The organism is Ottowia sp. VDI28, assembly GCF_049532675.1.
GTDB lineage: Bacteria > Pseudomonadota > Gammaproteobacteria > Burkholderiales > Burkholderiaceae_C > Ottowia.
The window spans coordinates 288992-314446 of sequence record NZ_CP149820.1 but is presented as its reverse complement, the minus strand read 5'-3'; the positions used below and the strand labels follow the sequence as shown (position 1 = coordinate 314446).

Annotated in this window: 17 protein-coding genes; 6 read left to right on the top strand and 11 right to left on the bottom strand. The window is 62.2% G+C overall.

What is annotated here, in order from left to right; all coding sequences use genetic code 11:
- Positions 1-6 precede the first annotated feature (6 nt).
- From WJU18_RS01420 to WJU18_RS01370, 11 genes are all read right to left on the bottom strand, one after another.
- Positions 7-1377 carry an AAA family ATPase gene (locus tag WJU18_RS01420; protein ID WP_423458399.1) on the bottom strand — a complete coding sequence of 457 codons (1371 nt, stop codon included), beginning with the start codon at positions 1375-1377 and terminating at the stop codon, positions 7-9.
- A 252-nt stretch (positions 1378-1629) separates the two neighbouring features.
- The gene (locus WJU18_RS01415) at positions 1630-2991 is read right to left on the bottom strand and encodes a type II and III secretion system protein family protein (protein WP_423458398.1); all 1362 of its coding nucleotides are present in this window, start codon (positions 2989-2991) and stop codon (positions 1630-1632) included.
- 71 nt (positions 2992-3062) lie between these two features.
- Positions 3063-4109, bottom strand: coding sequence for a Flp pilus assembly protein CpaB (gene cpaB / locus WJU18_RS01410; RefSeq protein ID WP_423458397.1), 1047 nt, complete (start codon positions 4107-4109; stop codon positions 3063-3065).
- A 90-nt stretch (positions 4110-4199) separates the two neighbouring features.
- A complete protein-coding gene (locus WJU18_RS01405; protein ID WP_423458396.1) occupies positions 4200-4748 on the bottom strand; it encodes an A24 family peptidase in 549 nt (182 codons plus the stop codon).
- Between the two features lie 9 nt (positions 4749-4757).
- Positions 4758-4979, bottom strand: coding sequence for a Flp family type IVb pilin (locus WJU18_RS01400; protein WP_423458395.1), 222 nt, complete (start codon positions 4977-4979; stop codon positions 4758-4760).
- Positions 4980-5067: 88 nt separating this feature from the next.
- Positions 5068-6726: a TolC family protein gene (locus WJU18_RS01395; RefSeq protein WP_423458394.1), complete on the bottom strand. Its 1659-nt coding sequence runs from the start codon at positions 6724-6726 to the stop codon at positions 5068-5070.
- A 2-nt stretch (positions 6727-6728) separates the two neighbouring features.
- Complete coding sequence (locus WJU18_RS01390) at positions 6729-8120, bottom strand: HlyD family type I secretion periplasmic adaptor subunit (RefSeq protein ID WP_423460910.1); 1392 nt, start codon at positions 8118-8120, stop codon at positions 6729-6731.
- Positions 8120-9955, bottom strand: coding sequence for a peptidase domain-containing ABC transporter (locus WJU18_RS01385; RefSeq protein ID WP_423458393.1), 1836 nt, complete (start codon positions 9953-9955; stop codon positions 8120-8122). The genes WJU18_RS01390 and WJU18_RS01385 overlap by 1 nt, the downstream gene beginning before the upstream one ends.
- A 312-nt stretch (positions 9956-10267) precedes the next feature.
- Positions 10268-11779: a hypothetical protein gene (locus WJU18_RS01380; protein ID WP_423458392.1), complete on the bottom strand. Its 1512-nt coding sequence runs from the start codon at positions 11777-11779 to the stop codon at positions 10268-10270.
- Positions 11780-11814: 35 nt separating this feature from the next.
- Positions 11815-12360, bottom strand: a complete 546-nt coding sequence (locus WJU18_RS01375; RefSeq protein WP_423458391.1) for an OmpA family protein — start codon at positions 12358-12360, stop codon at positions 11815-11817.
- 80 nt (positions 12361-12440) lie between these two features.
- The gene (locus WJU18_RS01370) at positions 12441-17240 is read right to left on the bottom strand and encodes a hypothetical protein (RefSeq protein ID WP_423458390.1); all 4800 of its coding nucleotides are present in this window, start codon (positions 17238-17240) and stop codon (positions 12441-12443) included.
- A 469-nt stretch (positions 17241-17709) separates the two neighbouring features.
- Here WJU18_RS01370 and WJU18_RS01365 point away from each other — a divergent pair, with 469 nt between their 5' ends.
- From WJU18_RS01365 to WJU18_RS01340, 6 genes are all read left to right on the top strand, one after another.
- A complete protein-coding gene (locus tag WJU18_RS01365; RefSeq protein ID WP_423458389.1) occupies positions 17710-19032 on the top strand; it encodes a L,D-transpeptidase Cds6 family protein in 1323 nt (440 codons plus the stop codon).
- 343 nt (positions 19033-19375) lie between these two features.
- The gene (locus WJU18_RS01360; protein ID WP_423458388.1) at positions 19376-20542 is read left to right on the top strand and encodes a L,D-transpeptidase family protein; all 1167 of its coding nucleotides are present in this window, start codon (positions 19376-19378) and stop codon (positions 20540-20542) included.
- Positions 20543-20774: 232 nt separating this feature from the next.
- On the top strand, positions 20775-21896 hold the full coding sequence (locus WJU18_RS01355) for an ABC transporter substrate-binding protein (RefSeq protein WP_423458387.1): 1122 nt from the start codon (positions 20775-20777) through the stop codon (positions 21894-21896).
- A gap of 33 nt (positions 21897-21929) precedes the next feature.
- Entirely contained in the window at positions 21930-23810 is a 1881-nt protein-coding gene (locus WJU18_RS01350) for an ABC transporter permease (protein WP_423458386.1), read from the top strand.
- 2 nt (positions 23811-23812) lie between these two features.
- Positions 23813-24676, top strand: coding sequence for an ABC transporter ATP-binding protein (locus tag WJU18_RS01345; protein WP_423458385.1), 864 nt, complete (start codon positions 23813-23815; stop codon positions 24674-24676).
- Positions 24677-24704: 28 nt separating this feature from the next.
- Positions 24705-25451 carry an ABC transporter ATP-binding protein gene (locus WJU18_RS01340; protein WP_423458384.1) on the top strand — a complete coding sequence of 249 codons (747 nt, stop codon included), beginning with the start codon at positions 24705-24707 and terminating at the stop codon, positions 25449-25451.
- Positions 25452-25455: the final 4 nt, after the last annotated feature.

The following is a 25455-nucleotide window of genomic DNA, read 5'->3' as shown; positions in this document are numbered from 1 at the left end:
ATGCTTTCAATGTCCTCTGATGCGTTGCAGCATGCGTGCAATCGGGCCGGTGATTGAGCCTGCAATGTGAGCAGTGGCGGAGCCAGTCAGTAATTTTTCCGAAGCCGCTTCCGGCGCCCCCATGCCTGGGTGATGCGCGGCAAGCAAGTGGGCCGCCAGTTTTTCAACAGCGTGCACATAGGGCTCGCGCTTGCTGCCGGGCGCCAGCAGCATGCCTTGGTTGACCACCTCGGATAGCTCTCTCCGGCATTCAGGAATCACAGCCAGCAAAGGCAGCTTGAGTTGACGGGCGACCTGCTCGGCGCTTAGCTCCAGGCGCGGATCATGGCGATTGACGATCAGCTGAATCCGATCGCGCGTTACCGGAATCTGCTCGATCTGCTGAAGCAACTCAGCGGTCCAAACTACGCTGGCCACGCTCTGATCGCAGACCACCCAGATCTCGCTGGCATGCGGGAGGACGTTCTTGCTGAGCTGCGGCGATTCAACCGCTCCGAGATCCAATACGATGTGGCGAAAATACTGGCTCAACCTCTTTAGCAAGGCTTCCACCTCAGTGGGCGCGGATGGATACGACCGGCTCGGCTGAGTCAGCAGGCGCAGCCCGCTCTCGTGGCGCCCGAGCGCGGTCTGGGCCATCCGCCGGTCCAGACGGAGCTGCTGACTTACCGCGTCGGTGAAACTGAATTCGCCAGGCGTATTCAGGTAAATGGCGCAATCACCGCCTGGCGTGCCAAGCTCGATCAGCAAACTAGCCAGGGCTTCGGTCCCGCTGCCGTGGCCGGCCGCGGATGCATCGCCTGAAATGGCATTTGATGGCGCCAAGCGGGCCAGGCGAGTTTGCAAGTACCAGCTCAGATGCGCCGCAAGCAGGCTGCAACCTAGGCCGGCCCGTGCAGAAAGAATCGCTGTCTGCGGCGCCTGGATCGCCCCGGGCGCAGCACCTGGTGGCCTATTGATCAGTTGCTGAATGGTTTGCTGAGTGGCCGCGCTTGGAGCATCGACATCAAGAAAATCCAGAACGCCTGAGCGCAACGCCGCCAGCATGCACGATGGGTCGCGTGTGCGGCCAATTGCCAACCGGGGAATCTGGGGATGATGCAACTTCAAATAGGCGGCCAGCGCAACGGCTGCATCGATACACCCCGAGTCGAACTGAATCAAGACAGCGTGCGGCTGGTGGTACTGCACGACATCAGCCACTGCGTCCTGAAACTGAGCAAGATGCGGCTGAGCGCCCTTGAGGATGTTGCGCATCCAGCTTTGAATGAGCGCCCCCTCGGACTGGCCGGCATGCACGAGCAGCAGCGGCACTTTTGCATCGAGTTCCACTGTGTCCTGCTCTTGCAAACTCGTCACCTCTGCAAGGTCCTCCACGCCGGGCTCCGGAACGGAAGCTGGTGCACCAGGGGGCTGTACCGAAGGTCCAAGCCTCGACTGAAAGTTTGGGGAGGATCGCCGTGGCTGCGCGGACTCGCTATTCGGCACGGCCGGTTGGGCCGCCGCCTCGGGCGCGCCGTCGTTCATGCTCACTCTCGGACGAGCGGCGAGCAACTCCGCGAGCGAAGGCGCCTCAGGCCGTGGGCTGGGTGGCGGTTGATGGAGGACGGGTTCGTTGAGCATGGCATTTCAATACGAAAATCCCGGTACGGCCGAGTTGACGTACGGAGCACCCACCACATAGGGGCCCCAAACTTTTCCGGCGTTGCGCTGCTCGGAGCGCTCGCCCGGCAACATGGCTTCCAGATCGGTGCCTGGCGGAAGAGGCTGCACCAGATGCGGCGTCACGATGATCACCAGCTCGGTCTCTTCCTGCGAGTAGTTCAGGTTCTTGAAGAAGGTACCCAAGATCGGCAGATCACCCAGCAAAGGCACCTTGTTGACACTGGACATGGTGGAGCGGCTGACGAGCCCGCCTATGACAAAGCTCTCGCCATCGGCCAACTCCACCATGGTGTCCGCGCGCCGCGTGCGAACGGAAGGTACGGAAACACCGCTGATGGTGACGCCTTGCGTGAAATCCAGATCGCTTGCTTCCGGCGCTACCTTCAGCGCGATGCGCTCATTGGAAAGAATCGTGGGCGTAAGCTGCAGCTTCACGCCGAACTCCTTGTACTGAATGGCCACGTTGCCATCGCGGCTGGGCACCGGGATCGGGATTTCACCGCCGGCCAGAAAGCTGGCGCTCTGGCCGGTATGCGCCACGAGCGTGGGTTTGGCCAGCACGCGAGCAAGGCCGTTGCCTTCCATGAATCCGAGCTGCGCGGTAATACCCCGTCCCGAAAAAGCTCGGCCAAAACCGAGGACCAAATTCATGGCGCTGGCGATAGCCGAGGTGCCGCCGCTTCCGCTGCCCTCCGAACCAGAATCTCCACCTCCCGATCCTGGCGTGGTGATACCAAACGAGAACCCGTGGTTATTGGGACCGCCGCTGCTCAGGTTCATGCCCGCTCTGCGCAGAGCGGATTTCTTGAATTCGACCACTTGCACGTCGACCTGCACGGTGTTGCTTGCGGCATCCACCGAGGAGCGGTCAAACAATGCCGCGCCCTTGGGGGCGCTCAGCGCCAACTCCGCCAGCGCCTCGCCATGCTCAGGCAACGATGCCAGCCGCTTCTCCAATATCAGCCGTGGACCGCTGACTTGCACGTCCCATCTCTGCAATCCACCCTCCGTGGGCCAGACCGTCAAGGTAGTTCGGCCCGGCGCCTTGGGCGTAAGCAGTAGCTGCGCTGCCCGCGACGAGCCGGCTCCCGCGCCGACCTTGGACAAGTCGCGCAGCACCTTCACATCCAGTACGTTCGGGTCTCCTACGGCAATACGCGCTACTGCACCCGCCGTCTTGATCATGCGTTGATTGCCAGTAGTAAGGCTTAGCGGAGTGGATACGCCCGCTCCCACCTGCTCAACGGCGGCTTGTGCCAGGCTGGATGGCGTGTAGCCATACAAGGCCATGCTGCTCACAAGGCAGAGGAGCGTGGACGGTTTCATGCAAACTGCTTTCATATGGTCGCCCATGTAGGCCCGCAAGGGTTGTCTCTGAATCGGTGATCTGTGGCCGTTTAATAACTGACGATCTGGACAGCGGTTCCCTGATACATCTCGACGGTGTTCTGGCGCGGCGCGAGATGTGGTGCGGGCACGCGCGCTGCACCGGCTTGTTGAAGAACGGGACTGGCAGCCGGGCTGCGGGTTCTTTTCGCATCTGCACCACTGGCCAGATCCTTGAAGCGCAAGCCGGCAAACGAACGGTCAGCGCCCTGCAACTGTTCGCCTTTCTTGAGCCGGCCTGCAACGGGCTGAAGAACAGTGGGAAGCGCAGCGAACATCGAGGAATCGGGTACGGCCATATCGTCTGGATGGCGCAGGGCCAGTGTCAACTGTCCATATTTCTCAGCCAGCGTCAGGCGCTCCACGTCTTCCAGGGGAACGGCGAGGACGGCTGTGTTCGCGCTGGCAGGACCGGCTTGCTGATCGCGGCTGCCGCTACCACGGCGTCCAACAGCACTGCTCGCCTCTTCCTGCTGAGCCTTTCGCTGCGCAGCGGTGGGTGGAGGGCTCTCCACGCTGGCTGGGCCGTAGGCCAACACACGACTGCGGGATAGCAGCAAGCGGGCTTGTGTATCCACGCTCGCATGCTCGCTCTTACCGTCGAGTGTGAAAAACACATCCACGAAATCGCCAGGGCGCACATGGTTCCCTGCAGCCATGGCCTCCTTGACGGCGATTGATACTGCGCGCTGGCCGCTCTCCAGCTGTAGAGCAAGCCCGCTCAGCAGATTCTGATCGAACAATGGCGCATCAGCTGGCAAGGCCATAACCGTGGTGCGGCCCACCACTAAGTCCGTGCTGTCAAAGCTGTTAGCCACGGCGGCGGGCATCTGGGCCACCTTGACGTCTTCAGCCACCAGGCGCTGTCCTGCGGCAATAGCCTTGGCCGCCACTACCACGGCGTGCTGTTCGGAAGGTGTTTTGGGTGCAACGGCAGGCGCTGAGGCTGCGGATTGCATCACTAGGCGGTTTGGTTGGCGGCTCAGCATCCATGCTCCCACGGCCAAACCGATAGCTGCCACGATCAATAGCCCGGCAAGAATCTTGGTGAGGTTCATGGTGCGCACTTCCTTGAATAATTTTTGTTTTGAGAAAACGAATGAAGTTGACAATGCTCAATAGCACTGCGGGGTATTAGCCAGTGCTCGTTATCGGTTCATCAGCACCCAGATAGCCATCAGAGCCATGTAACCTGCATAAGGAATGCTGCGCTGAATCTGCTGGCGTCCATTGGATTGCGGAAGATATTGATTCGCAGGAACGGCCAGCACTGCCGCCATGCGCAATGGCACATGAGCTTGAACCCAGCTCGCGACAGGACTCCATAGCAAGCTGCGCCACAGCAGCACCAGCAAGCCATGCATTCCCGCCAGCAAACTGCCTCCGATCCAGATGAGCAACAGGTTCGTTGACAAACCAAACCATAGGCCCATGACGGCGGCAAACTTCACGTCGCCAGCGCCCATCCAGCGCAACGCATAAAACGGCAATAGTGCGGTAGAGGCCACGAGCATGCCGTTCAACCCATTCCAGATCGAAACCTGGAAGGGCTGAACCCCAACCAAGATGGCAGCCAGTCCCATGAAGAGGCCTAGCAGCACCATCCAGTTGCGGACTTTGCGGACGCGTAGATCCATCACTGCTATGACGACAAGCCACAGCAGGCTGGTAAACGCAACCAAGCCTGGGATATGCACTAGCGCGCCTTATGGAGTAGTCGTCCCCCCGCCTGTTCCGCCTGTTCCGCCTGTAGTGGTGCCTGCAGCCGTCAATTTGGTTTTGATCAATCCAAAGAGTCGTTCGAGCTGCGTACCGATATCGCCGACGGTCGCAAGAATCGCCACCGCAATCAACCCTGCGATCAGCCCATACTCAATGGCGGTCGCACCCTCTTCGTCCTTCAAGAACTGCTTAATGATGTTGGACATGATTCAATCTCCATTGCTCAAAAGCCCATGGGAAAAAGCAGTCGCTGACGATGGGCCAGCATCAGCTACTGCTGGGGAAACTAGAGCTTTACCATCGCACCGCCATGGATTCGGGAGTGCTTCGGGGGAGCGCGAACAACGTGGAGTCCAGTTTCTTTTCCAGACGTAGTTGCGCACGCTGCGTGTTCAGAAGAGGTAGAGAAGAGGAAAGAGGGGGTTGGCCAGGCGGAAGATCAGTGCTCGCGACAGCGAGCTTGGCCTGGCGAAGGGGTAGGGCACTGGGAACCCCTTGCGAGCCACGACGGGAGGCGGATTGGCCGAGGGGGGTGTCAAACAATTGGCTGAGCCATTGCTCGGGCATGTCCTTGGGAAGCAATTGCCCCGTGGTGCGCACCAGCCGCAGCTCGTTGATGCGCTGGTCATAGATGGCGTCCGCTTCGTCGAGCATCAGGCGCTGCATGTCGAGCTGGGCATCGAGCACGAGCGAAAGATTACCTCGGCCGACTTCGAGCAGGCGGCGATAACCCTCGAACGCGGAGCGTGCTTCGCGCACCGCATCGGTCAGTTGCGTTTCACGCTGTCGGCCCGCTTGCGTGCGGCCCCACGCGGCGGATGCGGCCTCATGCACCTGCCGGCGCACGGACTCCTGCTGGGCCTCTTGCGCCTGCAGCTCGCTGATGGACTTGAGAATGCGGTCGCGCAGCTCAAAGCCGTTGCCGATGTTCCAGTTCAGCTCCAGGCCGTAGCGCGTGCCTTCGTTGTAGAGCACGCCCTTGGGATCGCGCGTGTGCGCCACCACGGCGGCCAGTGTGGGAAAGCGTTGCGCCTTGCTGCGCTCGACTTCCGCCGTGGCGCGCTCGATCATGTGGGCGATTTCCGTGAGTTCGGCGCTCTGGCTTTCAGAAGACACCTTCGCCGCTTCTTCGCTGGCAGGCATCCATCGAGCGGGCACCTGCAGATCGGGCAACGTATTGCTGATGGGCGTGTAGTTGTAGAAGCGCGTGAAGCGGGCCAGCGCATCCATGCGCTGCGACTCCAGGGCATGCTGTTGCGCCAAGGCACTGGATTGGCGCGAAGCCGCCCGGCGCAGGTCGTTGCGGCCCACGGCGCCCAACTCCGCCCGCCGCTCCTCGACATGCGCGAGCTGGCCGATCACGCTGGCGGATTCGGCGGCGATACGCACCTTGGCATCGAAGCGATGAAGCTCGAGCAGCGCGGTCAGTGCATCCAGCAGAACGTTCTGGCGCGTTCCGAAGAGCACGCTGTCCTGAGCAGATTCCATTTCTTCGGCGGAGCGGATGCCCGCGTCAATGGCACCGCCATCGAGCAGATTCATGCGCACTTCGGCGTTGATGGCGTTATAGGACTGCCGCTCCCGGTTCTGCCCGAGCGACGCATTGCCGTAGGAGGTGCCGACCTTGAAGCTCGGCCAGCGCGCCCCCTTGGCGGTGTTGACGTCGTATCGCGCCGAATCCAGCGTGGAGCGGGCCTTGAGCACATCCGGGTGCTCGCTCAGCATGGCGTTCAGCGCTTCCAGCAGTTGGTTGCGAGAAGCGTTGTCAGACAACGAAAGAGGCGTGAGCTTGTGCGCCAGCCGGAGAGAGGGTGCTTCGGCCTGCGGCGCCGCTGTGGCAGCGCCGGGGTTTTCTTGAGCCTGGACCGCCAGGATGACAAGCGCGCACGGCACCGCGACCAATGCCTGCCAGGTATGACTGGAGCCGAGCCGGAAAGGGAGACGAGTGATCATGATCACGGCTCCCTGAAGGCTTCGCTCTGGATATGCAGCACCGGGCGCAGCAAATACCAGATAAAGGGCTCATGACCGAGCAGCAGATCGAGTTCGGCCTGCATGCCGGCGGTGATGCGGTTGTCTACACGGCCCACCCACGGCTGTTGCAATGTGGCCTGAATGCGGAAATAGGATGGGGAATCCTGCACATTGGGATCGTGATCGGCATCGGCAGACACCAGCCGCACCTTCCCGGGCACGAAACCGTACCGGAGATAGTCGTAAGCCGAGATCTTGGCCTTGGTGGCCTGCCCCGCATGAACGTAGCCGCGGTCCGAAGGGTTCAGGCGCGCCTCGACAATGATTTCGTCCTTATCGGGCACGACTTCAAGAATCGGCTCGCCAGGCTTGACCACCCAGCCGGCTCCGGAGCTGCGCAGGCCTTTGACGATGCCATCGGTGGGCGCCAGCACGACGGTGCGCGTACGCTGGCTCTGCGCCCGGGAAAGATCCTCCGACAGTGTCGACAGTTCGCGCTCAGTCTGGGCGAGCTCTTCCGAGGCACGCCTGCGGAAGGCTCCACGCGCTTCCAGCATCTTGGCCTTGGCTTGCTCCACTTTGGCGCGGTTGCTCACAAGGTTCTGGCGGGCAGCGGCCAGATCGGCGCGCACCTGTTCCAGCGCGCGTTGCTTGTCGATCACCTCAAGCTGGCCGATCAGCTGCTCCGCCGCCAACTGGTTGGCGATCTCGGCCTCCTGCTCGTACAGGCGCAGGCTTCTCTCAAGGCCCTGGATACGCGCCTGAATCTGGGCGACGTCGCCGTGCGCCTGCTCCAGCATGGCCTGGGCGGAAGCCTGCGTGCCCTGGTATTCCAACTCGCGCGAATTGAAAGCGCCCAATTCGGCGTGCACGATCTTCAGTTCGAGCTCTGCAGGAAAATCAGCCGCCCTGAGTGGCTGCCCCTGGCTTTCCGCGGTGAGGCGCACTTTGGCTGCCATGGCCGAGCCTCTGCGTGCGGTGAGCTGTTCCAGGTTGAGGCTGGTACCGCCCAGATCGATTTCGAGAAGCGGCTGCCCCTGGATGACCGCATCGCCCTCTTTCACCTTGACGGCAGTCACGATGCCGCCCTCCAGATGCTGCACGGTCTGCACGCGGTCCGACGGGATGACCTGGCCGCTGGCCACCACCACGTTCTCTACCGGGTAGAAAAGGCCGATCATCACGAGCACGACGATGGCGTTGACCAGCAGCTTCTGCTTGAAGCTGAATCTGTTGGCCTTGTGGCCACGGCCCGCCTCAGCCGTGGCCCCTTCGCCCGCCGCCACATCTCCCGCAGCGGCTTGAGCACGCTCTTCCTCTGCCCGTGCATCACGCAAAACCTGGGGAAGATCGCTATGAACTCCAGCCTTCATCACGACACCAATTCCTGCGCTTCAGGCGTGTCAAGCGTTGCCGGCGTGGTGTCGGCCTGGCCTGCCGCAGCGCCGCCGCTTTGCGGAACACCGAACAGCTCGGGTAGCATTTCCTGCGGGGATCCGTGATCGACCTTGCCGTCGCCGCGCACGTGATAGATCCGGTTGGCCAGCGATGCCACGCGCAGCGAGTGGGTCACGACAATGACCGTGTGCTTTTGCGCGATTTGCCGCAGCGTCTTCAGTAGCGAAGTTTCGCTTTCGAAGTCGAGATCATTGCTGGGCTCGTCCAGGATCAGGATGGACGGATTGCGCAAGAACAGCTGAGCCAGGGCGAGCTTGCGCAGCTCTCCCGCCGATATGCCGGAGCCCCCCTCGCCAAGCACGGTCTGATATCCGTTGGGAAGGCGGCTGATGAATCCGTGCGCGCCTGAGAGCTGACAAGCCGTGACGATGTTGCCGCTGTCGGCCTCTGGATTGACCATGCGCAGCGAGTCGATGATGGGGCCGCCGAACCAATAGGTTTGCTGCGCCAGACAACCCACCCAACGGCCCAGATCGCCGCGCGAGAACTGCGCGATATCGTACTCATCGATCGAGATGCTGCCCTGCGTGGGCGCATAAAGGCCCGCCAGCAACTTCGCCAGAGTCGACTTGCCGGCGCCGTTGCGCCCGAGGACGACGTGGATACCGCCGGGGCCCATTTGCAGCGATACCTGATCGAGCGCGACGTGACCGTTCGGATACTGAAAGCTGACCTGTTCGAGCTGGAACAGACCTCGCGGGCGAGGCAAGTCGATGGTCTGCGCTTCGTGTTCAAGCGGCTCCTCCAGAACCGCCTGGAGGCGGGCCGTGGATTCGTTGGCCCGCGCCAGAGAGCGCCAGTTGCCCGCCAACTGCGCGATGGGCCCCAATGCCCTGCCGGACAACAGGTTGACGGCCATGAGACTGCCTATGCTCATCCACTGCTCGTTGATGGCAATGGCACCCATGGTGATGACGGAGATGGAGAAGAAGGTCAGCAGCACATGGCTGGTCTCCTTGGCGTTTTCCATTTCACCGTTCTTGCGGAAGCTCTCCGCCAGCCAGCGGTCGTAGCCGGTTTGCCAGGCCTGCTTGGCAGCGCCGTCATAGCCAAGCACCTTGAGCGTGGATCGCGCATTGCAGATCTCCGCCGTGCCGCGGTCGAGTTGCCGGGCCTGCTCGATTTCCTCCACGCGGCCGCTGCGCACTTCATCCGCCCACCACCAGGCGAGCACTCCCAGAATCACGATGGCCACCAGCATCACGGGCAATACCGGCCAGGCAATGATGCCCACCAGGATCAAGGCCACCAGCGCCATGGGCAGATCGAGCATGGACATGGCCAGGCCGCCGGTGACGCAAGAACGCATGGAACTGATGTCCCGGAACAGTTGCAGCCATTGGCTCGCCGAGCGCTGTTCAAGCGTCAGAAGAGGGCGGCGCAGCATGGAATCCATGAGCGCACGCGAGACCTGGCGGTCGATCGTGGCCCCTGCTTCACGCAGGGCGCGGGCACGCCGGCGACGCAGCCACAACTCCAAGCACAGGAAACACAGCACGCCAGCCACCATGGCCGTCAGCGTGGCCGTACCTCCCCGCGAAATCACCCGGTTGTAGACCTGCAGGATGAAGATGGAAGGCAGCAAACCCAGCAGGCTGATCGGCAAGGAGAGCCATGCGGCTTGGCGCAGATGGCCGGATGCCCTGTCAAAGGCGTCGGCAATGGCCGAGTAATACCCGGAGCGCTTCTCTCCCTGTACCTCCTGGGCAACTGCAGCCCCCAACTTGCGGGGAAGCAGGTATTCGATCATGTCAGGCTGTCTCCCGGTAGCGATTCAAAACAAAATTCGCCGGTGATCTGATACTGCTCGGCTTAATACATCTGACTGCATAAGCCGTGGCACCCTCCGTGAGCCAATGAGCGAGTTTGCAACAATTTCAGTGATTTGTATCAAACTTCTACACATCTATCAACGTTGCAGCGTCAGCTTTTTACAAAAAACTATTGCATTAATTAATTTTTTATTGATTATGTATCAAGGTTACATGAGGAATCGTTATATGCAGTACTTAATTACAAAGTACCCATTCATGTAACGAAACACAGTCTTAGGTGAGGTTTTTCAGATGTCCAGTAACTCACAAACGACGCAAAAACTCACCAACAACCGGGCTGCGGCGCAAGCATTCGTAAGCAGCTCGTTACCTTCGCGGGCGATGCGGATGAACGCGGCGTTTTCCCGGATGGCCGCCGGCCAGAAGAGCGCGATTTCCGGCTGAACGATCTGCATGCGCGCCGACGATAGAAACGCCTGCAGATCGGCGCTCCGGCGCCGCAGATGATGATCCCGCCACATTTGCGGATACGGCATGACATACAGGCTTTCGGCAACGGCCATCGCGTGCCAGCGCTCAGGCCCTTTGCCCTCGTTCAGCCAATCACTGGTGCCGTCCTGGTTGACTGGTAGCGAGGCCAGAAAGGACCCCAGCAATCCTTCCAGCTTATAGGCTTCCGCTGCTGCTGTATCCGCGGGGTACGTGGGTGAAGTCCGATGACCGCCATGTACCCGCAACTGCTTGAATATCTCGCGCGCCAAAGCAACCCACTCCTGGCTGGCCGATGCTTCCACGCTCTCGGCGGAGCCCAGGCTTTCCTCAAGCTGTTCCATGGGAACTGCCAGGTCCGAAGACTCGCCAAAATCGTTGCGGCTCTCCAGGTAACGGGCAAAAACCACCATGCATATGGCCTGCTCGACGTGGAGGCCGCCCGGCCCGAGTAGCAGAGGTGCCAGGTTGTCCTTGAGGTAGGCCACAGCCCGGTCGATCGTGTCTGCCAAGGTGCCATGCACAGGCTCGGACTCGGGGATATGGCGTTGTGCAAGGAGCAAGGCATAAGCCATGCCCAGATGCTCACAGACATCCACCGCGCTTTCCCAACTGCCTTCTGGTTGCTGCTGGTCGCACAGCATCTTCAAAGTGGCCACATAGGGCAGCCGGGAGGCCGCGGAACGGGCGTCTCCAAACAAGGTCGATTGAAAGGGCGTGTGAACCCTCGGCAACGCGAGTTGCGAGCCGTCGCTGCCCATGTGCATGCCGCGCATCAGCAACAGCCAATGAGGAGCAGGAGCGGCGGTGCTGGGTGATTCAATAGGTCCGGCAGGACGCCGGGTATCGCCACGCAGCCGGACCGGGGGAATGAGTTCGGCGTTTTCCAGGTCTTCATCGGCCAGCGCCCATGCCGACCCCTGGTAGGGCTTCACCATGCTTTCATCGAAAGGACGTCCTTCGAGTGAAAAGATTTGATGCGGCCAGTCGATACGAAGCTCCACCGCCTTCAGTTTGCGCACCCAGGCCCACTGGCGGACGCGGGTAGAGCCTTCGCGCCAGGCAGCCTCAAGGGTCGGCCGGCGGACAAAGAAAACGCCCGCCTCCTGCCCAGGAGCCGCCACAGAAAAAAACAGCATGCAGCAGGAGTAAGGCTCCGGCAGATGAGTGATGTGCTCTTCCACATACCTGAAGCTCGTGCTCAACTGGTGCGACAGCGTGACTCCGCGCTCAGGTGGCATGAAATCACGCTCGGCTCGCAAGAAGTACACATCTCCATTGAAAGGAAGGCTGCTGATCAACGTGCTCATGGAACGCCGAGGGGTGAGACAACCCTGTGCCTGCGTCAGCGGTACTCGAACTCCACGCGGCGGTTGCGCTGGTGCGCCTCCTCACTGGAGCCAGGATCGGCCAAGCGCTCCTTACCGTAGCTCACCGCCTCGATCCGGTTGTGCTCCACCCCCATGACTTCGAGGCTCTTGCGCACTGCCTCGGCACGCTTTTGTCCGAGAGCCAGGTTGTATTCGGAGCTGCCTCGCGCATCAGTATGGCCTTGCAGCATCAGGGATTGCTGAGGATGGGCACGCATCCAGCCCGCATGGCTTTCGAGCGTGCCGTAGTCAGCCTGGCGCACGACGTATGAATCGAAGTCGAAGTAGACAATGTGCGCGGTGTTGTCCGGCCCCTTCCTGCCTTGCTGCGGTTGAACGACGATTGGAGCCACGGCGGAGGAACTGCCCGCGTTGGTTGCCTCACGCGGCTTCCCGAACGCGTAATGATGTTCGCTCCGCTGCGAGCTGCTGCTTGAGACCGTGCCGCACGCGGCGAGACCGCAGGCCAGCAGCAGGGTGGTGTAGAGCTGGTAGTTCTTGAACATGAGATTCCTTTGCATGCCCACGTCGCGGCTTCTTGAGAAAGAGGTTGCGACGTGGGCGATATCGCGGCGTTCATTCGCCGCGGTTGAGCCGGTGATCAGGCCACCAGGTTGTGGTGCAGTTGGTCCGTCAGGAGGGATTGCGCTGCATCACTGGTGGCGTCGGCCAGGCTGCTGATCGGAGAGGCAATGCTCTGGATGAGCTCGGATGCGAGCACGGTGCTGCCAGCAGTCCCTTGAGCGCTGGCGCTGAGCAACTCACCCAGCAAGCCACTGTTGCCACCCAGCAGACCACCGATCAGGCCGTTGCTTCCCAGCAAACCGTTGACAAGGCCGTTGACCGCGCCTTGATCGCCCAACAAGCCATCCACGAGGCCATCTTCACCGATCAAGCCTGACAGGAGGCCCTCGTTGGCACCAAGCAGTCCGCTAAGCAACCCATTGTCGCCCAGCAGGCCACCCACAAGGCCGTCCTCACCGGTCAGGCCTGCGAGCAGACCGCCGTTGCCACCAAGCAAGCCGCCGACCAGGCCGTTCTCGCCAGTCACGCCGGAGAGCAAACCACCCTCACCGCCTAGCAGGCCGCCCACAAGGCCGTCCTCACCGGTCAGGCCCGCGAGCAGACCGCCGTTGCCGCCCAACAGGCCGCCCACGAGGCCGTTCTCGCCAGTCACGCCGGAGAGCAGACCACCCTCACCGCCTAGCAGGCCGCCCACAAGGCCGTCCTCACCGGTCAGGCCCGCGAGCAGACCGCCGTTGCCGCCCAACAGGCCGCCCACGAGGCCGTTCTCGCCAGTCACGCCGGAGAGCAAACCACCCTCACCGCCCAGCAGGCCACCCACAAGGCCGTCCTCACCGGTCAGGCCACCGAGCAGACCGCCGTTGCCACCAAGCAAGCCGCCGACCAGGCCGTTCTCGCCAGTCACGCCGGAGAGCAAACCACCCTCACCGCCCAGCAGGCCTCCCACAAGGCCGTCCTCACCGGTCAGGCCCGCGAGCAGACCGCCGTTGCCACCAAGCAAGCCGCCGACCAGGCCGTTCTCGCCAGTCACGCCGGAGAGCAAACCACCCTCGCCGCCCAGCAGGCCACCCACAAGGCCGTCCTCACCGGTCAGGCCACCGAGCAGACCACCTTCACCGCCGAGCAACCCGCCAACCAGACCGCTCTCACCGGTCAACCCGGACAGCAAGCCGCCTTCGCCGCCCAGCAGCCCGCCGAGCAGGCCGTGGTCACCCAGCACGCCTTCCACGATGGAGCCCAGGCCCGCAGTGCCACCTGCTGCGCCCGACAAACCGGCGATCAGGTCATGCAGGGTACTCAGCACAGGCTGCAGCCCTTCGCCTTGCACCTGGGTCAAGCCGCTGGTCAGTTCGGTCAGCACGCCCAGCGGGCCACCTTCGACGCTGGTCAGGCTTTCCAGGGCGCCTGTCACCACGGACAGTGCGCCTTCGCTCGGATGGAGAAGCTCGCCCAGCAGTTGGTTGACCGGTTCAGCCACTGTGCCGCCCAACAGGCCATCAACCACCTCCTGCGCTGTGGTGACAAGGCCGTCGCCTTCGCTGCCTGAACCGCTGCCGCCGAGCAGGCCGCCTAGGAGGCCGTCTTCACCGGTCAGTCCGGACAGTAAACCGCCTTCGCCGCCCAGCAGCCCGCCGAGCAGGCCGTGGTCACCCAGCACGCCTTCCACGATGGAGCCGAGCCCCTCAGTGCCACCCTCTGCCCCGGACAGGCCGGCGATCAGATCATGCAGGGTGCTGAGCACGGGCTCCAGCGCTTCGCCTTGCACTTGGGTCAGGCCGCTGGTCAGCTCGGTCAGCACGCCCAGCGGGCCGCCTTCAACGCCAGTCAGACTCTCCAGGGCGCCCGTCACCACCGACAAGGCACCATCGCTCGGATGAAGCAACTCGTTCAGCAGTTGGTTGACGGGCTCGGCCACCGTGCCGCCCAGCAGACCATCGACCACCTCTTGCGCCGTGGTGACGAGACCATCGCCGGTGTCGCCAGTGCCGCCATCAGGCAGGCTGGCCAAACCACCCAGTAAACCGCCCAGCAGGTCGCCGACGCCAGCCAGCGGGCCATCATCGCCCAGCAGGCCGCCGACGATGCCGTCTTCTCCCAACACAGAGGCGACAAGCTCTTGCAGACCGCCCTCTCCGCCTTCCGACAGGCCGCCGATGAGCGCATTCAGAGTTTCGATCAGCGGCTCCAGGGCTTCGCCTTGCACGTTGGTCAACCCATCGACCAGCTCGGTCAGCACGCCCAGCGGGCCGCCATCGACGGCGGTCAGCGCTTCCAGCGCGCCGGTCACTGCCGAAAGCGTGCCGGTGGAAGGATTCACCAGGGCGTTGATCAAGTCGGCCACCGGTTCAACTGCGGTGCCGCCAGCCACGTGGTCGACCACATCCTGCACAGTGGTGATCAGGCCTTCGCCTTCACCGCCGCCACCGCCCAAGCCGCCACCCAACAAGCCACCCAGCAGATCGCCGACGCCGGCCAACGGGCCATCGTCACCCAACAGACCGCCAAGCGGGCCGTCTTCGCCCAACACGGAGGCGACGAGCTCCTGCAGACCACCCTCGCCGCCTTCCGACAGGCCGCCGATGAGCGCATTCAGAGTTTCGATCAACGGTTCCAGTGCTTCACCTTGCACGTTGGTCAACCCATCGACCAGCTCGGTCAGCACGCCCAATGGGCCGCCATCGACGGCGGTCAGCGCTTCCAGCGCGCCGGTCACTTCGGAAAGTGTGCCGGTGGAGGGGTTGACCAGGGCGTTGATCAGGTTGGCCACCGGTTCAACTGCGGTGCCGCCAGCCACGTGGTCGACCACATCCTGCACGGTGGTGATCAGGCCCTCGCCCTCACCGCCGCTACCACCGCCACCGCCCAAACCGCCACCCAGCAGGCCGCCCAGCAGATCGCCGACGCCGGCCAGCAGGCCATCTTCGCCCAATAGGCCGCCCAGGAGGCCGTCGTCACCAAACACGGACTCCACCACCTCCTGCAGGCCGCCTGCACCATCACCGGCTTCAGCCAGGCCACCGATGAGGGCGTTCAGGGCGTCAACCAGAGGTTCCAGGGCTTCACCTTGCACGTTGGTCAACCCATCGACCAGTTCAGTCAACACACCCAGCGGGCCGCCATCGGCGGTGGTTAGAGCTTCCAGCGCGCCGGTCACTGCGGAGAGCGTACCGGTGGAGGGGTTCACCAGGGCGTTGATCAGATGGGCCACCGGTTCGGCCACGGTGCCGCCGGCCACGTGGTCGACTACATCCTGCACGGTGGTGATGAGGCCCTCGCCTTCACCGCCGCCGGAACTGCCGCCCGTGAGCAAACCGCCCAGCAAACCACCCAGTCCGCCCTCACCCAGCAGGCCGCCCACCACGTCATTGACGAGATCCTGCAAGCTGCCGCCGCCGGAAGTATCCGAGAGTCCGGTGAGCAGACCGTTCAAGGTGTCGATCAGGGGATCCAGCGCTTCATTGTTGGTATTGACCAGCGCATCCACCAGTTCCGTCAGCGCGCCCAGGGCGCCCTCGGTGTCAGTGAGATTTTCCAGCACGCTGGTCACGGATGACAACGTGCTGTTTTCGGGGTCGACCAGCGAATTGATCAGGTCGATCACCGGCGCCGCCACCGTGCCATCCAGCAGATGATCTACCAGCTCCTGAACCGACGTCACCAGGCCATGGCTTCCATCCGTGGGATCGGTGTTGTCCGTCGGATTGGTGTTGTCTGTTGGGTTGGTGTTATCCGTCGGATTCGTGTTGTCCGTTGGATTAGTGTTATCCGTCGGATTGGTATTGTCTGTTGGGTTGGTGTTATCCGTCGGATTAGTGTTATCCGTCGGATTGGTATTGTCTGTTGGGTTGGTGTTATCCGTCGGATTGGTGTTATCCGTCGGATTGGTGTTGTCCGTTGGATTGGTGTTGTCCGTTGGATTGGTGTTGTCCGTTGGATTGGTGTTATCCGTCGGATTGGTATTGTCTGTTGGGTTGGTGTTATCCGTCGGATTGGTGTTGTCCGTTGGATTGGTGTTGTCCGTTGGATTGGTGTTATCCGTCGGATTGGTATTGTCTGTTGGGTTGGTGTTATCCGTCGGATTGGTGTTATCCGTCGGATTGGTGTTATCCGTCGGATTGGTGTTATCCGTCGGATTGGTGTTGTCTGTTGGGTTGGTGTTGTCCGTCGGATTGGTGTTGTCTGTTGGGTTGGTGTTGTCCGTTGGATTGGTGTTATCCGTCGGATTGGTGTTGTCCGTTGGATTAGTGTTGTCCGTTGGATTAGTGTTGTCCGTCGGATCCGTGCTGTCCGTGGGCTCCGTCGGCCTCGGAGAGTTGTCATCATCATCATCGTCGCCCCCAGTGGAGGCAATCAGCGCGCCTGCGCCCAGGCCGACAAGACCTGCCAGCAGAAAATCACCCAGTGCCGAGCCACCCGCGTCAGCAGATTCCTTGGTAACCACCAGGCCGACTGCATCCGAATCGCTGGCCGGCGCCACATCCACATTCCCGGAAGCAAGATCCAACACCACGGCGCCACCGCCATCGTTTGATTCGCGGGAACTCACCGTGGCTTCGGTGCCCCCTGCGAACGTACCCACCAGCTTCTGGCCGCCGTCGCCGGTAAATACCGCCTTGGCACTGCCATTCTCGGGAACCATGATCTTGTCGCCAAATTGCAGTTGAGCACCCGCTTCGGCGGCGATCGGCTGCCCATTGCGAACGATCTGTACACCTGGGGAAGCTTCGGAAATCACCGCCGGCGCAGCCTTGGCACCGGAAGCCGCTGCAGCACCGGCACCGGCACCGGCGCCAGCAGCGGAAGCACTGGAGTCCGTCTTCGTAGCGCCCAACTGCGCGACCGTAACGGAAGAAGGTTGTGTTGCAGAGGTCGTCATGTGTACTTTCCAGATGAGTTAGAAGATCATTCGGCAAGCCACGGCAGGTGCCGGAAAGCTCGTCTGGACAACATCAACGCAATATGTATGCCAAAGTATGAGAATCTTTGATAATTTGTCAGCCGACTTCTAACTCATTGATTTACATTGATTTTTTCCATGACGATCAGTAACCGCCAGTAACGTCAAGAGCTTGGGGACCGCGTGTTACGCGCGACGTTACGCGGAGTGCTACGGCTGGCGTAACGTAACGCCGGACCTTAAAAGGCCCGTTGTTTCGGGCTTTGCACCGCCTCCGAATACAGCCCGGCGAAGCTGCCGGCCAGTGACGTGCGTCTATATAATGAGTCGGCTCTCGACCGCAGGCGCACAGGAATCTATCGGTCGAAATTGGGTGAAGCGTCTCCAGGAAACGTGTTCACGTTCCAGGCTATTGCCCGTCCATTCACTGCATAGAGAAGAACGCCACATGCTGATTGCGTCCCAAGCCATGTCCTGTGAGCGCGATCGCGCCAGTTCACACCTCTCGCCACACCCTTCGCGTTTCTCCCGCGTCATGCTCGCCATACTTGTGGGCTGCGGCATTTCCCTTTGCAACCTGCCCGCGTTCGCTGCGCGCGTGGCGGATGAAGTAGGCCAATTGCTCGACCAGGGAAAGGCTGACCAGGCTGCCAAACAGGCGGATGGTTATCTCAAGCAAAACCCGAACGATGTGGAGATGCGCTTTTTGCGGGGTGTGATCGCCACGGAGCAAAAACAGAATGCACAGGCGATCAAGATATTCTCGGCACTGACCCGTGAGTATCCGAGCATGCCTGAGCCCTACAACAACCTCGCGGTGTTGTATGCAGCTGAAGGGCAGGAGCGCAAGGCCGCCGAAGCGCTTGAGCAAGCCATCCGGACCAACCCCAGCTACACCACAGCCCACGAGAATCTGGGTGATCTCTACGCACGCATGGCCAGCGAGGCGTACGCCAAAGCACTCCAGTTGGATGAATCCAGGCAAGGACTTCGTCCCAAGCTCGCCTTGATCACGCAGCTCACACCGCTGCAGCAAGCTGCCGGCAAAACACTGGTAGCTGAGGCGGGTGCGCCTTCAGCACCTGCCGCAGCTCCCCCGGCCCCAGCGCTCAAGAACAAAGCACCCGAGCCCAAGCCCGAACCGAAACCTGAAAGCAAGCCTGCACCCAAGCCGGAGCTCAAAGCGGAAACGAAGCCTGAGCCCAAGGTGGAAGTGCTTCCGGCCCCCAAAGTGGAGGCGAAGCCTGCGCCCAAGGTAGAGGCCAAGCCCGAATCCAAGACAGAAGCGAAGCCCGAGCCCAAAGCCGAACCCAAGACCGTCGCCAAAGCCGAGGTCAATGCGTCCAAGCCTGCGCCAGCTCCCGCGTCAGCGCCGGCTGCGCCCGCGGCAAAACCACCGCCTGAAGCGCCGTCCAAATCGGCTGCTCAGCAAGCTGCCTCGGAGGTGGAGTCCGCTGTCAACGCCTGGGCCGCCGCCTGGGAAAAGCAAGACATGCAGCGCTATCTGGATGCCTATAGCGACAAGTTCACGCCTGCGGATGGCTCCAGCCTGCCCCAATGGAAAGAGGCTCGCCGCGTGCGTATCGTGGGCAAGAACAGCATCTCGGTGTCGCTGCGCAATCTGCAGGTGAAGGTCAATGGCGAGCAGGCCACCGCCCAGTTCCGCCAGAACTATGCCGCGGGAAGCCTCAAAACCACCACGAGAAAGACCTTGGCCTTGCAACGCGAGAAGGGGCACTGGAAGATCTTGAGGGAAACTACCGGCGGCTAAGTCTGCTAATCTCTCTCACTTTTCGCTTTGCCTATGCGCGGGCATGGTCGGGTAACAGGTAATTTCGGGCTATGTTTCTTCGCAAGCAGCTTTGGCAAGCAGTAGTGGCCGCCACCGCCATTACCATGGGAGCGGTCTTCATCGCTCCTGCCCAAGCGGCCGTGGGGAAGGACAGGAAGCCCAAAGCCGCGGTCAAGTCATCGGCAAAATCCGCCTCCAAATCGGCAGCAAAATCGCGCAGCCGCGCGAAAAAGCCGTTGCCGCAGCAACGGCCGCCACTGCAGTAATCCCAAAAAACCGCTCGCAACCCCTGCCGAACAACGCCGAAGCAAGGCTGCTTGGCGTGATCGAATTGATCGAAGGCAAGCAGCTCGACGCGGCACTGCAAGCCGCGGCGAAACTGACCGCAGACGTGCCCAACTTTCAAGCGGCTCAGTTGGTCTACGCCGATCTATTGCGCTTCAAAACAGGCAAGCCTGTATTGGCCGCTCCCGTCCTCAACAGCCCCGCCCAGCATACCTCGGCGGCCGGCAGGCACCCTCCCGTGAAGGAAGTGCTTGTCAAGTACAGCGTCCCTTCGCCTGCGGCCGCTTCACCGGCCCCCGACGCCAGCGCCCAGGATTGGCAGGTGCAATTGCGCGGCCTGCGCGATGAACTCCGGCGCCGGGTGCAAAGCGCCAATGCCTCACCACCGGCTGGCAGCGTGCCGCACGAATTCACGCAGCTTGGAGCGTCCGTACGGTACGCCATGGCCATTGATGCCAGCAGATCGCGGCTTTATCTTTTCTCCAATGAGGGCGGTAAGCTGCGCTTGAAGGCCGACTACTATATTTCCGTGGGCAAGCTGGGAACAGGCAAAGCCCTGGAGGGTGATCAGCGTACGCCGGAAGGCGTGTATTTCATCGGCCGCCAGATTCCGGGACCCAGGCTGCCGGAGTTCTACGGCAAGGGCGCCCTCACCATGAACTATCCCAACGAGTGGGATAAATCCGTCGGGCGATCGGGCGACGGCATTTGGCTGCACGGTTCCCCGCCAGATCAGTTCGCGCGCCTTCCTGAGGCCAGCGATGGCTGCGTGGTCCTGGCTAACCCTGATTTGATCTCGCTGATGAAGACAGTCGATCGTCAGACCCCTGTTCTGATCCGCGACAAGATTCAATGGACGGCTCAGCCGGAGAAAGCGGCCCACCCCGGCGTCGACCCTTTTCTCAGCGTCATGGATACCTGGCAGCAAGCCTGGAAAAGAGCAGACCAGCAGGCGCTCGCCAAGCTGTATTCGCCCCATCCTCTCGAAAGCCTTTCCGGCAATCGCATAGGCGAACATTTTCAGCGGCCCGAAGCCGCAATGAAGAACATATCCGTCTACGCCTGGAAAGATGCAAAGGGCGAGATCCGGATCGTAGACCTGCAGGTGAGCAGCAAACGTGCCGGTAAACCTCTGTCGCTGCGGCAGTACTGGCGCAAAGCCGGTAACCGGTGGGAAATTTTTTCCGAAACCGTTCGGGGTTGATTTTTCCGAGGCTGGCGAAAACAGGAGTCCAGCTGACTTGCCTGGCCGCCCCCTGCTGATGGATTCGAGCTAGGAATGACGCCCCTGGAGGGGAAGCCAAGAGCGTCTTCAAAGAACGAATTACGCATGATTCAATTGAATTTCATATATGGATATTTATAAAAAAACGTTGTCGTTTTGTTGATAAAACCTCAACATAAGGCCTCTGAAAACATTCCTTCCCTGGATGATCATGCCCAACCGCCTCCCTCAGATCCTCACGGTCGCTTCGCTGGCCGTGGCCTTCGCTGCCCCTTCACAGGCTGCTGATCCCATCAGCGTGGGCCTGTTCACCCATCTTTCGGGCAACTTTGCCGAATACGGCGCCAGCACCAAGAACGCGATCGACCTGTTCCTGGACAAGGTCAACGCGGATGGCGGGATCAACGGCCGGCCCGTGAAGCTGGTCGTGGAAGATGACCGCAATTCACCCCAGGAAGCGGCCACGGTCGCACGCAAGATCGTCGCCACGCCGGGCGTGGTGCTGGCGATCGGCTCATGGTCCACCACCGCCTCGATGGCCGCGGCCCCGATCTTCGCGGAGGCCAAGATCGCCCAGATCAGCCCCACTTCATCGCACCCCGATTACAGCCGCCAGAGCCCGTATCAGTTTCGCCAGAACAACACGGACGACGTGCTGGCGCAATACAACGCGGACACGATCCACAAGAAGCTCAAGGCCAACCGCATCGTCATTCCTTACTCTCAGGACGATTGGGGTGTCTTCACCGTCAAGGCGACTTCTGCTTCCATCGAAAAGGATGGTGGCAAGGTGCTTCTGACAGAAGCCGTGATTCCCGGCGCCAAGGATTTCAGGCCGCTGATCAGCAAGATCAAGGCCGCCAAGCCGGATGGCGTGTTCCTCGCCCTGCCCTATCAGGAAGCTTCGATCTTTCTCCAGCAATTGCGCCAGGCCGGTGTGAATATTCCTGTGGGGGGCGGTATTCCGCTGACTTCACCCAAGTTCATCGAGCTGGCAGGCAAGGCAGCCGAAGGTACGGTGGTGCACAGCCTCTTCTTCCCGGGTGATCCCTCCAAGAAGGCTTTTGTGGATGCCTACAAGGCCAAATACAACAAGCTGCCCGATCAGTTTGCCGCTCTGGCCTACGACGCAGCCGGTGTGAGCGTGGCCGCGATTCGCCGTGTGGTGCAGTCGGGCAAGCCGCTGACGGGCCAGGCCGTGCGTGATGAGCTGGCCAATGGGCCGGCCTACCAGGGTGTGACGGGCGTGTCCAAGTTCGAGAACGGCAACGTCAAGAAGGATCCGACCTTCCTGATGGTGCGCGACGGCGCGTTCCATTTGTTAGAGAAGTGATTTTCTCGCGAGCGCTTTCCGTGAGGACTCCCCGTGCTTGAACTTTTCATCAGCCAGATCGTCAACGGTCTGGCCATAGGGCAGGTCTACGCACTGATCGCGCTGGGCTTTTCCTTGGTCTTCGGTGTCGCCAACCTGATCAACTTTGCGCAAGGCGCCCTGTTCATGCTGGGCGCCTTCATTGCCTTTACCGGTGTGACGGTGCTGCACCTGCCGCTGGCGGCCGCGGCAGTGCTCTCGGTGGTGGCAGTCACGCTGCTGGGCATGCTGCTGGAGCGGCTGGCCCTGCGACCGCTGGAGAACGCGCCCTATATCGCCCCGGTGCTGTCCACATTGGCGATCAGCCTCATCATTGATCAGTTGGCCGAGATCATCTGGTCGCCCGAGGGGCAAGCCTTTCCCGTTCCGTTCGAGGAGACCACCTTCTTCTTCGGCGCGGCCTACGTGACCAGCACCGACCTGATGATCTTCGGTTTCGGCCTGGTGGCCACCGTGGCGCTGACCCTGTTCCTGTCACGTTCGTGGCTGGGCCGCACATTGCGCGCCACGGCGCAGGATCGCGATGCGGCCGCGCAACTGGGCGTGCGCACGGCTGATGTCAAACGCCTGGCCTTCGGACTGGCCGGCGCCTTGGGCGCCATCAGCGGCATTCTGGTGGCCTTGTATTTCAAGAGCGTCTTTCCGCAGATGGGCTTGCCCTACGGCCTCAAGGGCTTTGCCGCGGCGCTGCTGGGCGGGCTGACCAGCACGCCCGGGGCCGTGCTGGGCGGCCTGTTGCTGGGGATCGTTGAAACGCTGGCGAGCGCCTATGTGGGCGAGGGCTATCGCGACCTGGTGGCCTACACCCTGGTGCTGGTGTTCCTGGTGTTCAGGCCTCAGGGCCTGCTGGGTGACCGCCGGCTGGAGGCGCTGGGTGGCGCAGGAGGCGCGTCTGGCGCCATGCCCAGCACCAGCGTGCTGGCCTCTTCTTCCAGCCAGCGCCGGGTGGAGCGGGTCTGGGAGCTGCCGCCCTGGGGCTTTCTGGCCGCTGGGGCGGTACTCGCGCTGCTGCCGCTGGCGGTGAGCAGCGCTTACGTATTGCAGGCGGTGGCCTACGCCATGATCTTCGCGCTGCTCGTGTCCAGCGTGACGCTCGTTTCGGGTTCGCTGGGCATTCTTTCGATCGGCCATATGGCGTTCTACGGCGTAGGCGCCTATGCGGTGGGCATTCTGGCGCGCAGCCACGGCTGGTCAGCCGAAGCTGCGCTGCTGGGCGCCGCGGCCGTGACGGCCCTGGTGGCCATGGTGGCCGCGCTGCCCCTGCTCAAGCTCAGCGGCCATACGGCCGCGCTGGGGACGCTGGCGGTGGGGCAAATCGGTTATCTGGTCTTCATGACCTGGCTGGACGTGACGCGTGGCCCTATGGGTTTCATCGGGATCCCGGCACCCAAGCTGGCACTGCTGGGCGGTGTAACACTATCCACGCTGACGCAGAAATTCTGGCTGATCGCCGCGGTGGTGGCCGTCGTGCTGGCACTGGCCCAGCGGTTGCTTAATTCCGGCGTGGGAAGGGTCTGGCGCGGTATCCGGGAGGACCGGTTAGCGGCCCATGCGATTGGGTTGCCAGTGCGCCGCTACATTCTTCTGGGCTTTGCATTGTCGGGCGTGCTGGCGGGCGCGGCAGGCGGACTGTTCGCCTATGTGCAGAGCGTGGTGAGCCCCGAGAGTTTCACCGTCAGCGCTTCGATCCTTCTGTTGACTCTTGCCGTGCTGGGCGGACTGGGCAACCTGACCGGTGCCGCGCTGGCGGGGTTTGTGCTGACACTGCTGCCGGAGCTGCTGCGGCCTTTCGCCGAGTGGCGCATGATCGCCTACGGGGTAGCGCTTTTGCTGATGCTGCGCCTGCGCCCCCATGGCTTGCTGGGAGCGCGCTGACCATGCAGACCTCTGGAAAAACTTCGCCCCAAGGCCTGCAGGTACAGGGACTCAGCCGCCATTTCAGCGGCGTGAAAGCCGTGGACGACGTGAGCTTTACACTGGCTCCAGGTGAAACAGTGGCGCTGGTCGGTCCCAACGGGGCCGGAAAATCGACACTGATCCAACTGCTCAGCGGCGTGGAAAAACCCAACGCCGGCAGCGTTCTCCTCGATGGCCAGTCCATCCATGGTTTGGCCCCGGAGCGCATTGCCCGCCGGGGCCTTGGCCGCACCTTCCAGACTTCGCGGGTGTTTCCCGCACTCACCGTCTGGGACAGCGTGCGCCTGGGCACGCAAAGTACGCTGCTGCGCCGCGCCCATGGCGGGTTGGTCAATCCGCTGACCGAAGTGGCCGGCGAGTTGCTGGGCCTGTCTTCCTGGCGCGCCAGGCAGGCCGAGGCCGACGCCCGGACCGAAGCCGCGCTCAAGCGCTTTGGCGAGCGATTGTGGCCGCGCCGCGACCAACCAGCCTTCAGCTTGTCCTATGCCAATCGGCGGCGCCTGGAAATTGCCCGCGTGCTGGCTTCACAACCGCGCTACGTGCTGCTGGATGAACCCGCCGCGGGCATGAACCCCAGCGAAACCGCGGAACTGACAGAGCTGCTGCTGGAGCTGCGGGCCGAACAACCCACCCTGGGCATGCTGGTCGTGGAGCACAAGCTGTCGCTGGTGCGCCGCATCGCCGACCGGGTCATCGTGCTCAACCAAGGGCGCGTGCTGGTGTCCGGATCGCCCTCGGATGCCTTGGATCATCCCGAAGTGGTCGAGGCCTATCTCGGCCGCACGCGCACCCGGCCCGCGGGCTCGGATGCCCACCTGGGTTGACGGACGCCCCCTGTGTCCGCGCGCAAGAATGAAACGCCATCGCCATGAGCTCTTCGAATTCCCCCTTCTCACCATCGACGCCATCGATGTGCACTATGGCGCCGTGCAGGCGCTGTATGGCGTCAGCCTTGAGGTGCATGCCGGCGAGGTGGTCTCGGTGCTCGGTGGCAACGCGTCGGGCAAGTCCACCACCTTGAAGTCCGTGCTGGGCCTGGTCACGCCCACCAAAGGGCGGATCCTGCTCGAAGGCCGGGAGATCCAGGGCTTGCTCCCGGCCGACGTCATCGCGCTGGGTATCGCCAGTGTGCCGGAAGGCCGCCGCGTGTTCCCGGAGATGTCGGTGCACGAGAACCTGCTGATGGGCGCCTATCCGCGGCGCCAGGAAAAAGCCGCCATTGCCGAAGACCTGGAAGAGGTTTTCACCGCCTTTCCGCGCCTGGCAGAGCGGCGCCACCAGGCGGCCGGCACGCTGTCCGGAGGCGAGCAGCAGATGCTGGCGCTCGGACGGGCCTGGCTGCGGCGCGGGCGGCTGGTGTGCATCGACGAGCCCTCCATGGGCTTGTCGCCCCGATTCGTCGACGCCGTATACGAAGTGCTTTTCCGCTGGAAAGCCGCGGGCCAGACCATATTGCTGGTGGAACAGAACGCGCGCATCGCGCTGGAGCTGGCCGACCGCGCCTATGTGCTGCAGCACGGCCATGTCGTGCTGCAAGGCAGCGCGGCCGATCTGGCCGCCGATCCCGCCGTTCAGAAAGCCTATCTCGGAGCGGCGTAAAGGC

Coding starts and splice junctions, on each gene's coding strand:
- WJU18_RS01415 (WP_423458398.1), bottom strand. CDS start 2,991: ATGAAACCGTCCACGCTCCTCTGCCTTGTGAGCAGCATGGCCTTGTAT.
- cpaB (WP_423458397.1), bottom strand. CDS start 4,109: ATGAACCTCACCAAGATTCTTGCCGGGCTATTGATCGTGGCAGCTATC.
- WJU18_RS01400 (WP_423458395.1), bottom strand. CDS start 4,979: ATGTCCAACATCATTAAGCAGTTCTTGAAGGACGAAGAGGGTGCGACC.
- WJU18_RS01395 (WP_423458394.1), bottom strand. CDS start 6,726: ATGATCACTCGTCTCCCTTTCCGGCTCGGCTCCAGTCATACCTGGCAG.
- WJU18_RS01390 (WP_423460910.1), bottom strand. CDS start 8,120: ATGAAGGCTGGAGTTCATAGCGATCTTCCCCAGGTTTTGCGTGATGCA.
- WJU18_RS01385 (WP_423458393.1), bottom strand. CDS start 9,955: ATGATCGAATACCTGCTTCCCCGCAAGTTGGGGGCTGCAGTTGCCCAG.
- WJU18_RS01380 (WP_423458392.1), bottom strand. CDS start 11,779: ATGAGCACGTTGATCAGCAGCCTTCCTTTCAATGGAGATGTGTACTTC.
- WJU18_RS01375 (WP_423458391.1), bottom strand. CDS start 12,360: ATGCAAAGGAATCTCATGTTCAAGAACTACCAGCTCTACACCACCCTG.
- WJU18_RS01370 (WP_423458390.1), bottom strand. CDS start 17,240: ATGACGACCTCTGCAACACAACCTTCTTCCGTTACGGTCGCGCAGTTG.
- WJU18_RS01365 (WP_423458389.1), top strand. CDS start 17,710: ATGCTGATTGCGTCCCAAGCCATGTCCTGTGAGCGCGATCGCGCCAGT.
- WJU18_RS01355 (WP_423458387.1), top strand. CDS start 20,775: ATGCCCAACCGCCTCCCTCAGATCCTCACGGTCGCTTCGCTGGCCGTG.
- WJU18_RS01345 (WP_423458385.1), top strand. CDS start 23,813: ATGCAGACCTCTGGAAAAACTTCGCCCCAAGGCCTGCAGGTACAGGGA.
- WJU18_RS01340 (WP_423458384.1), top strand. CDS start 24,705: ATGAAACGCCATCGCCATGAGCTCTTCGAATTCCCCCTTCTCACCATC.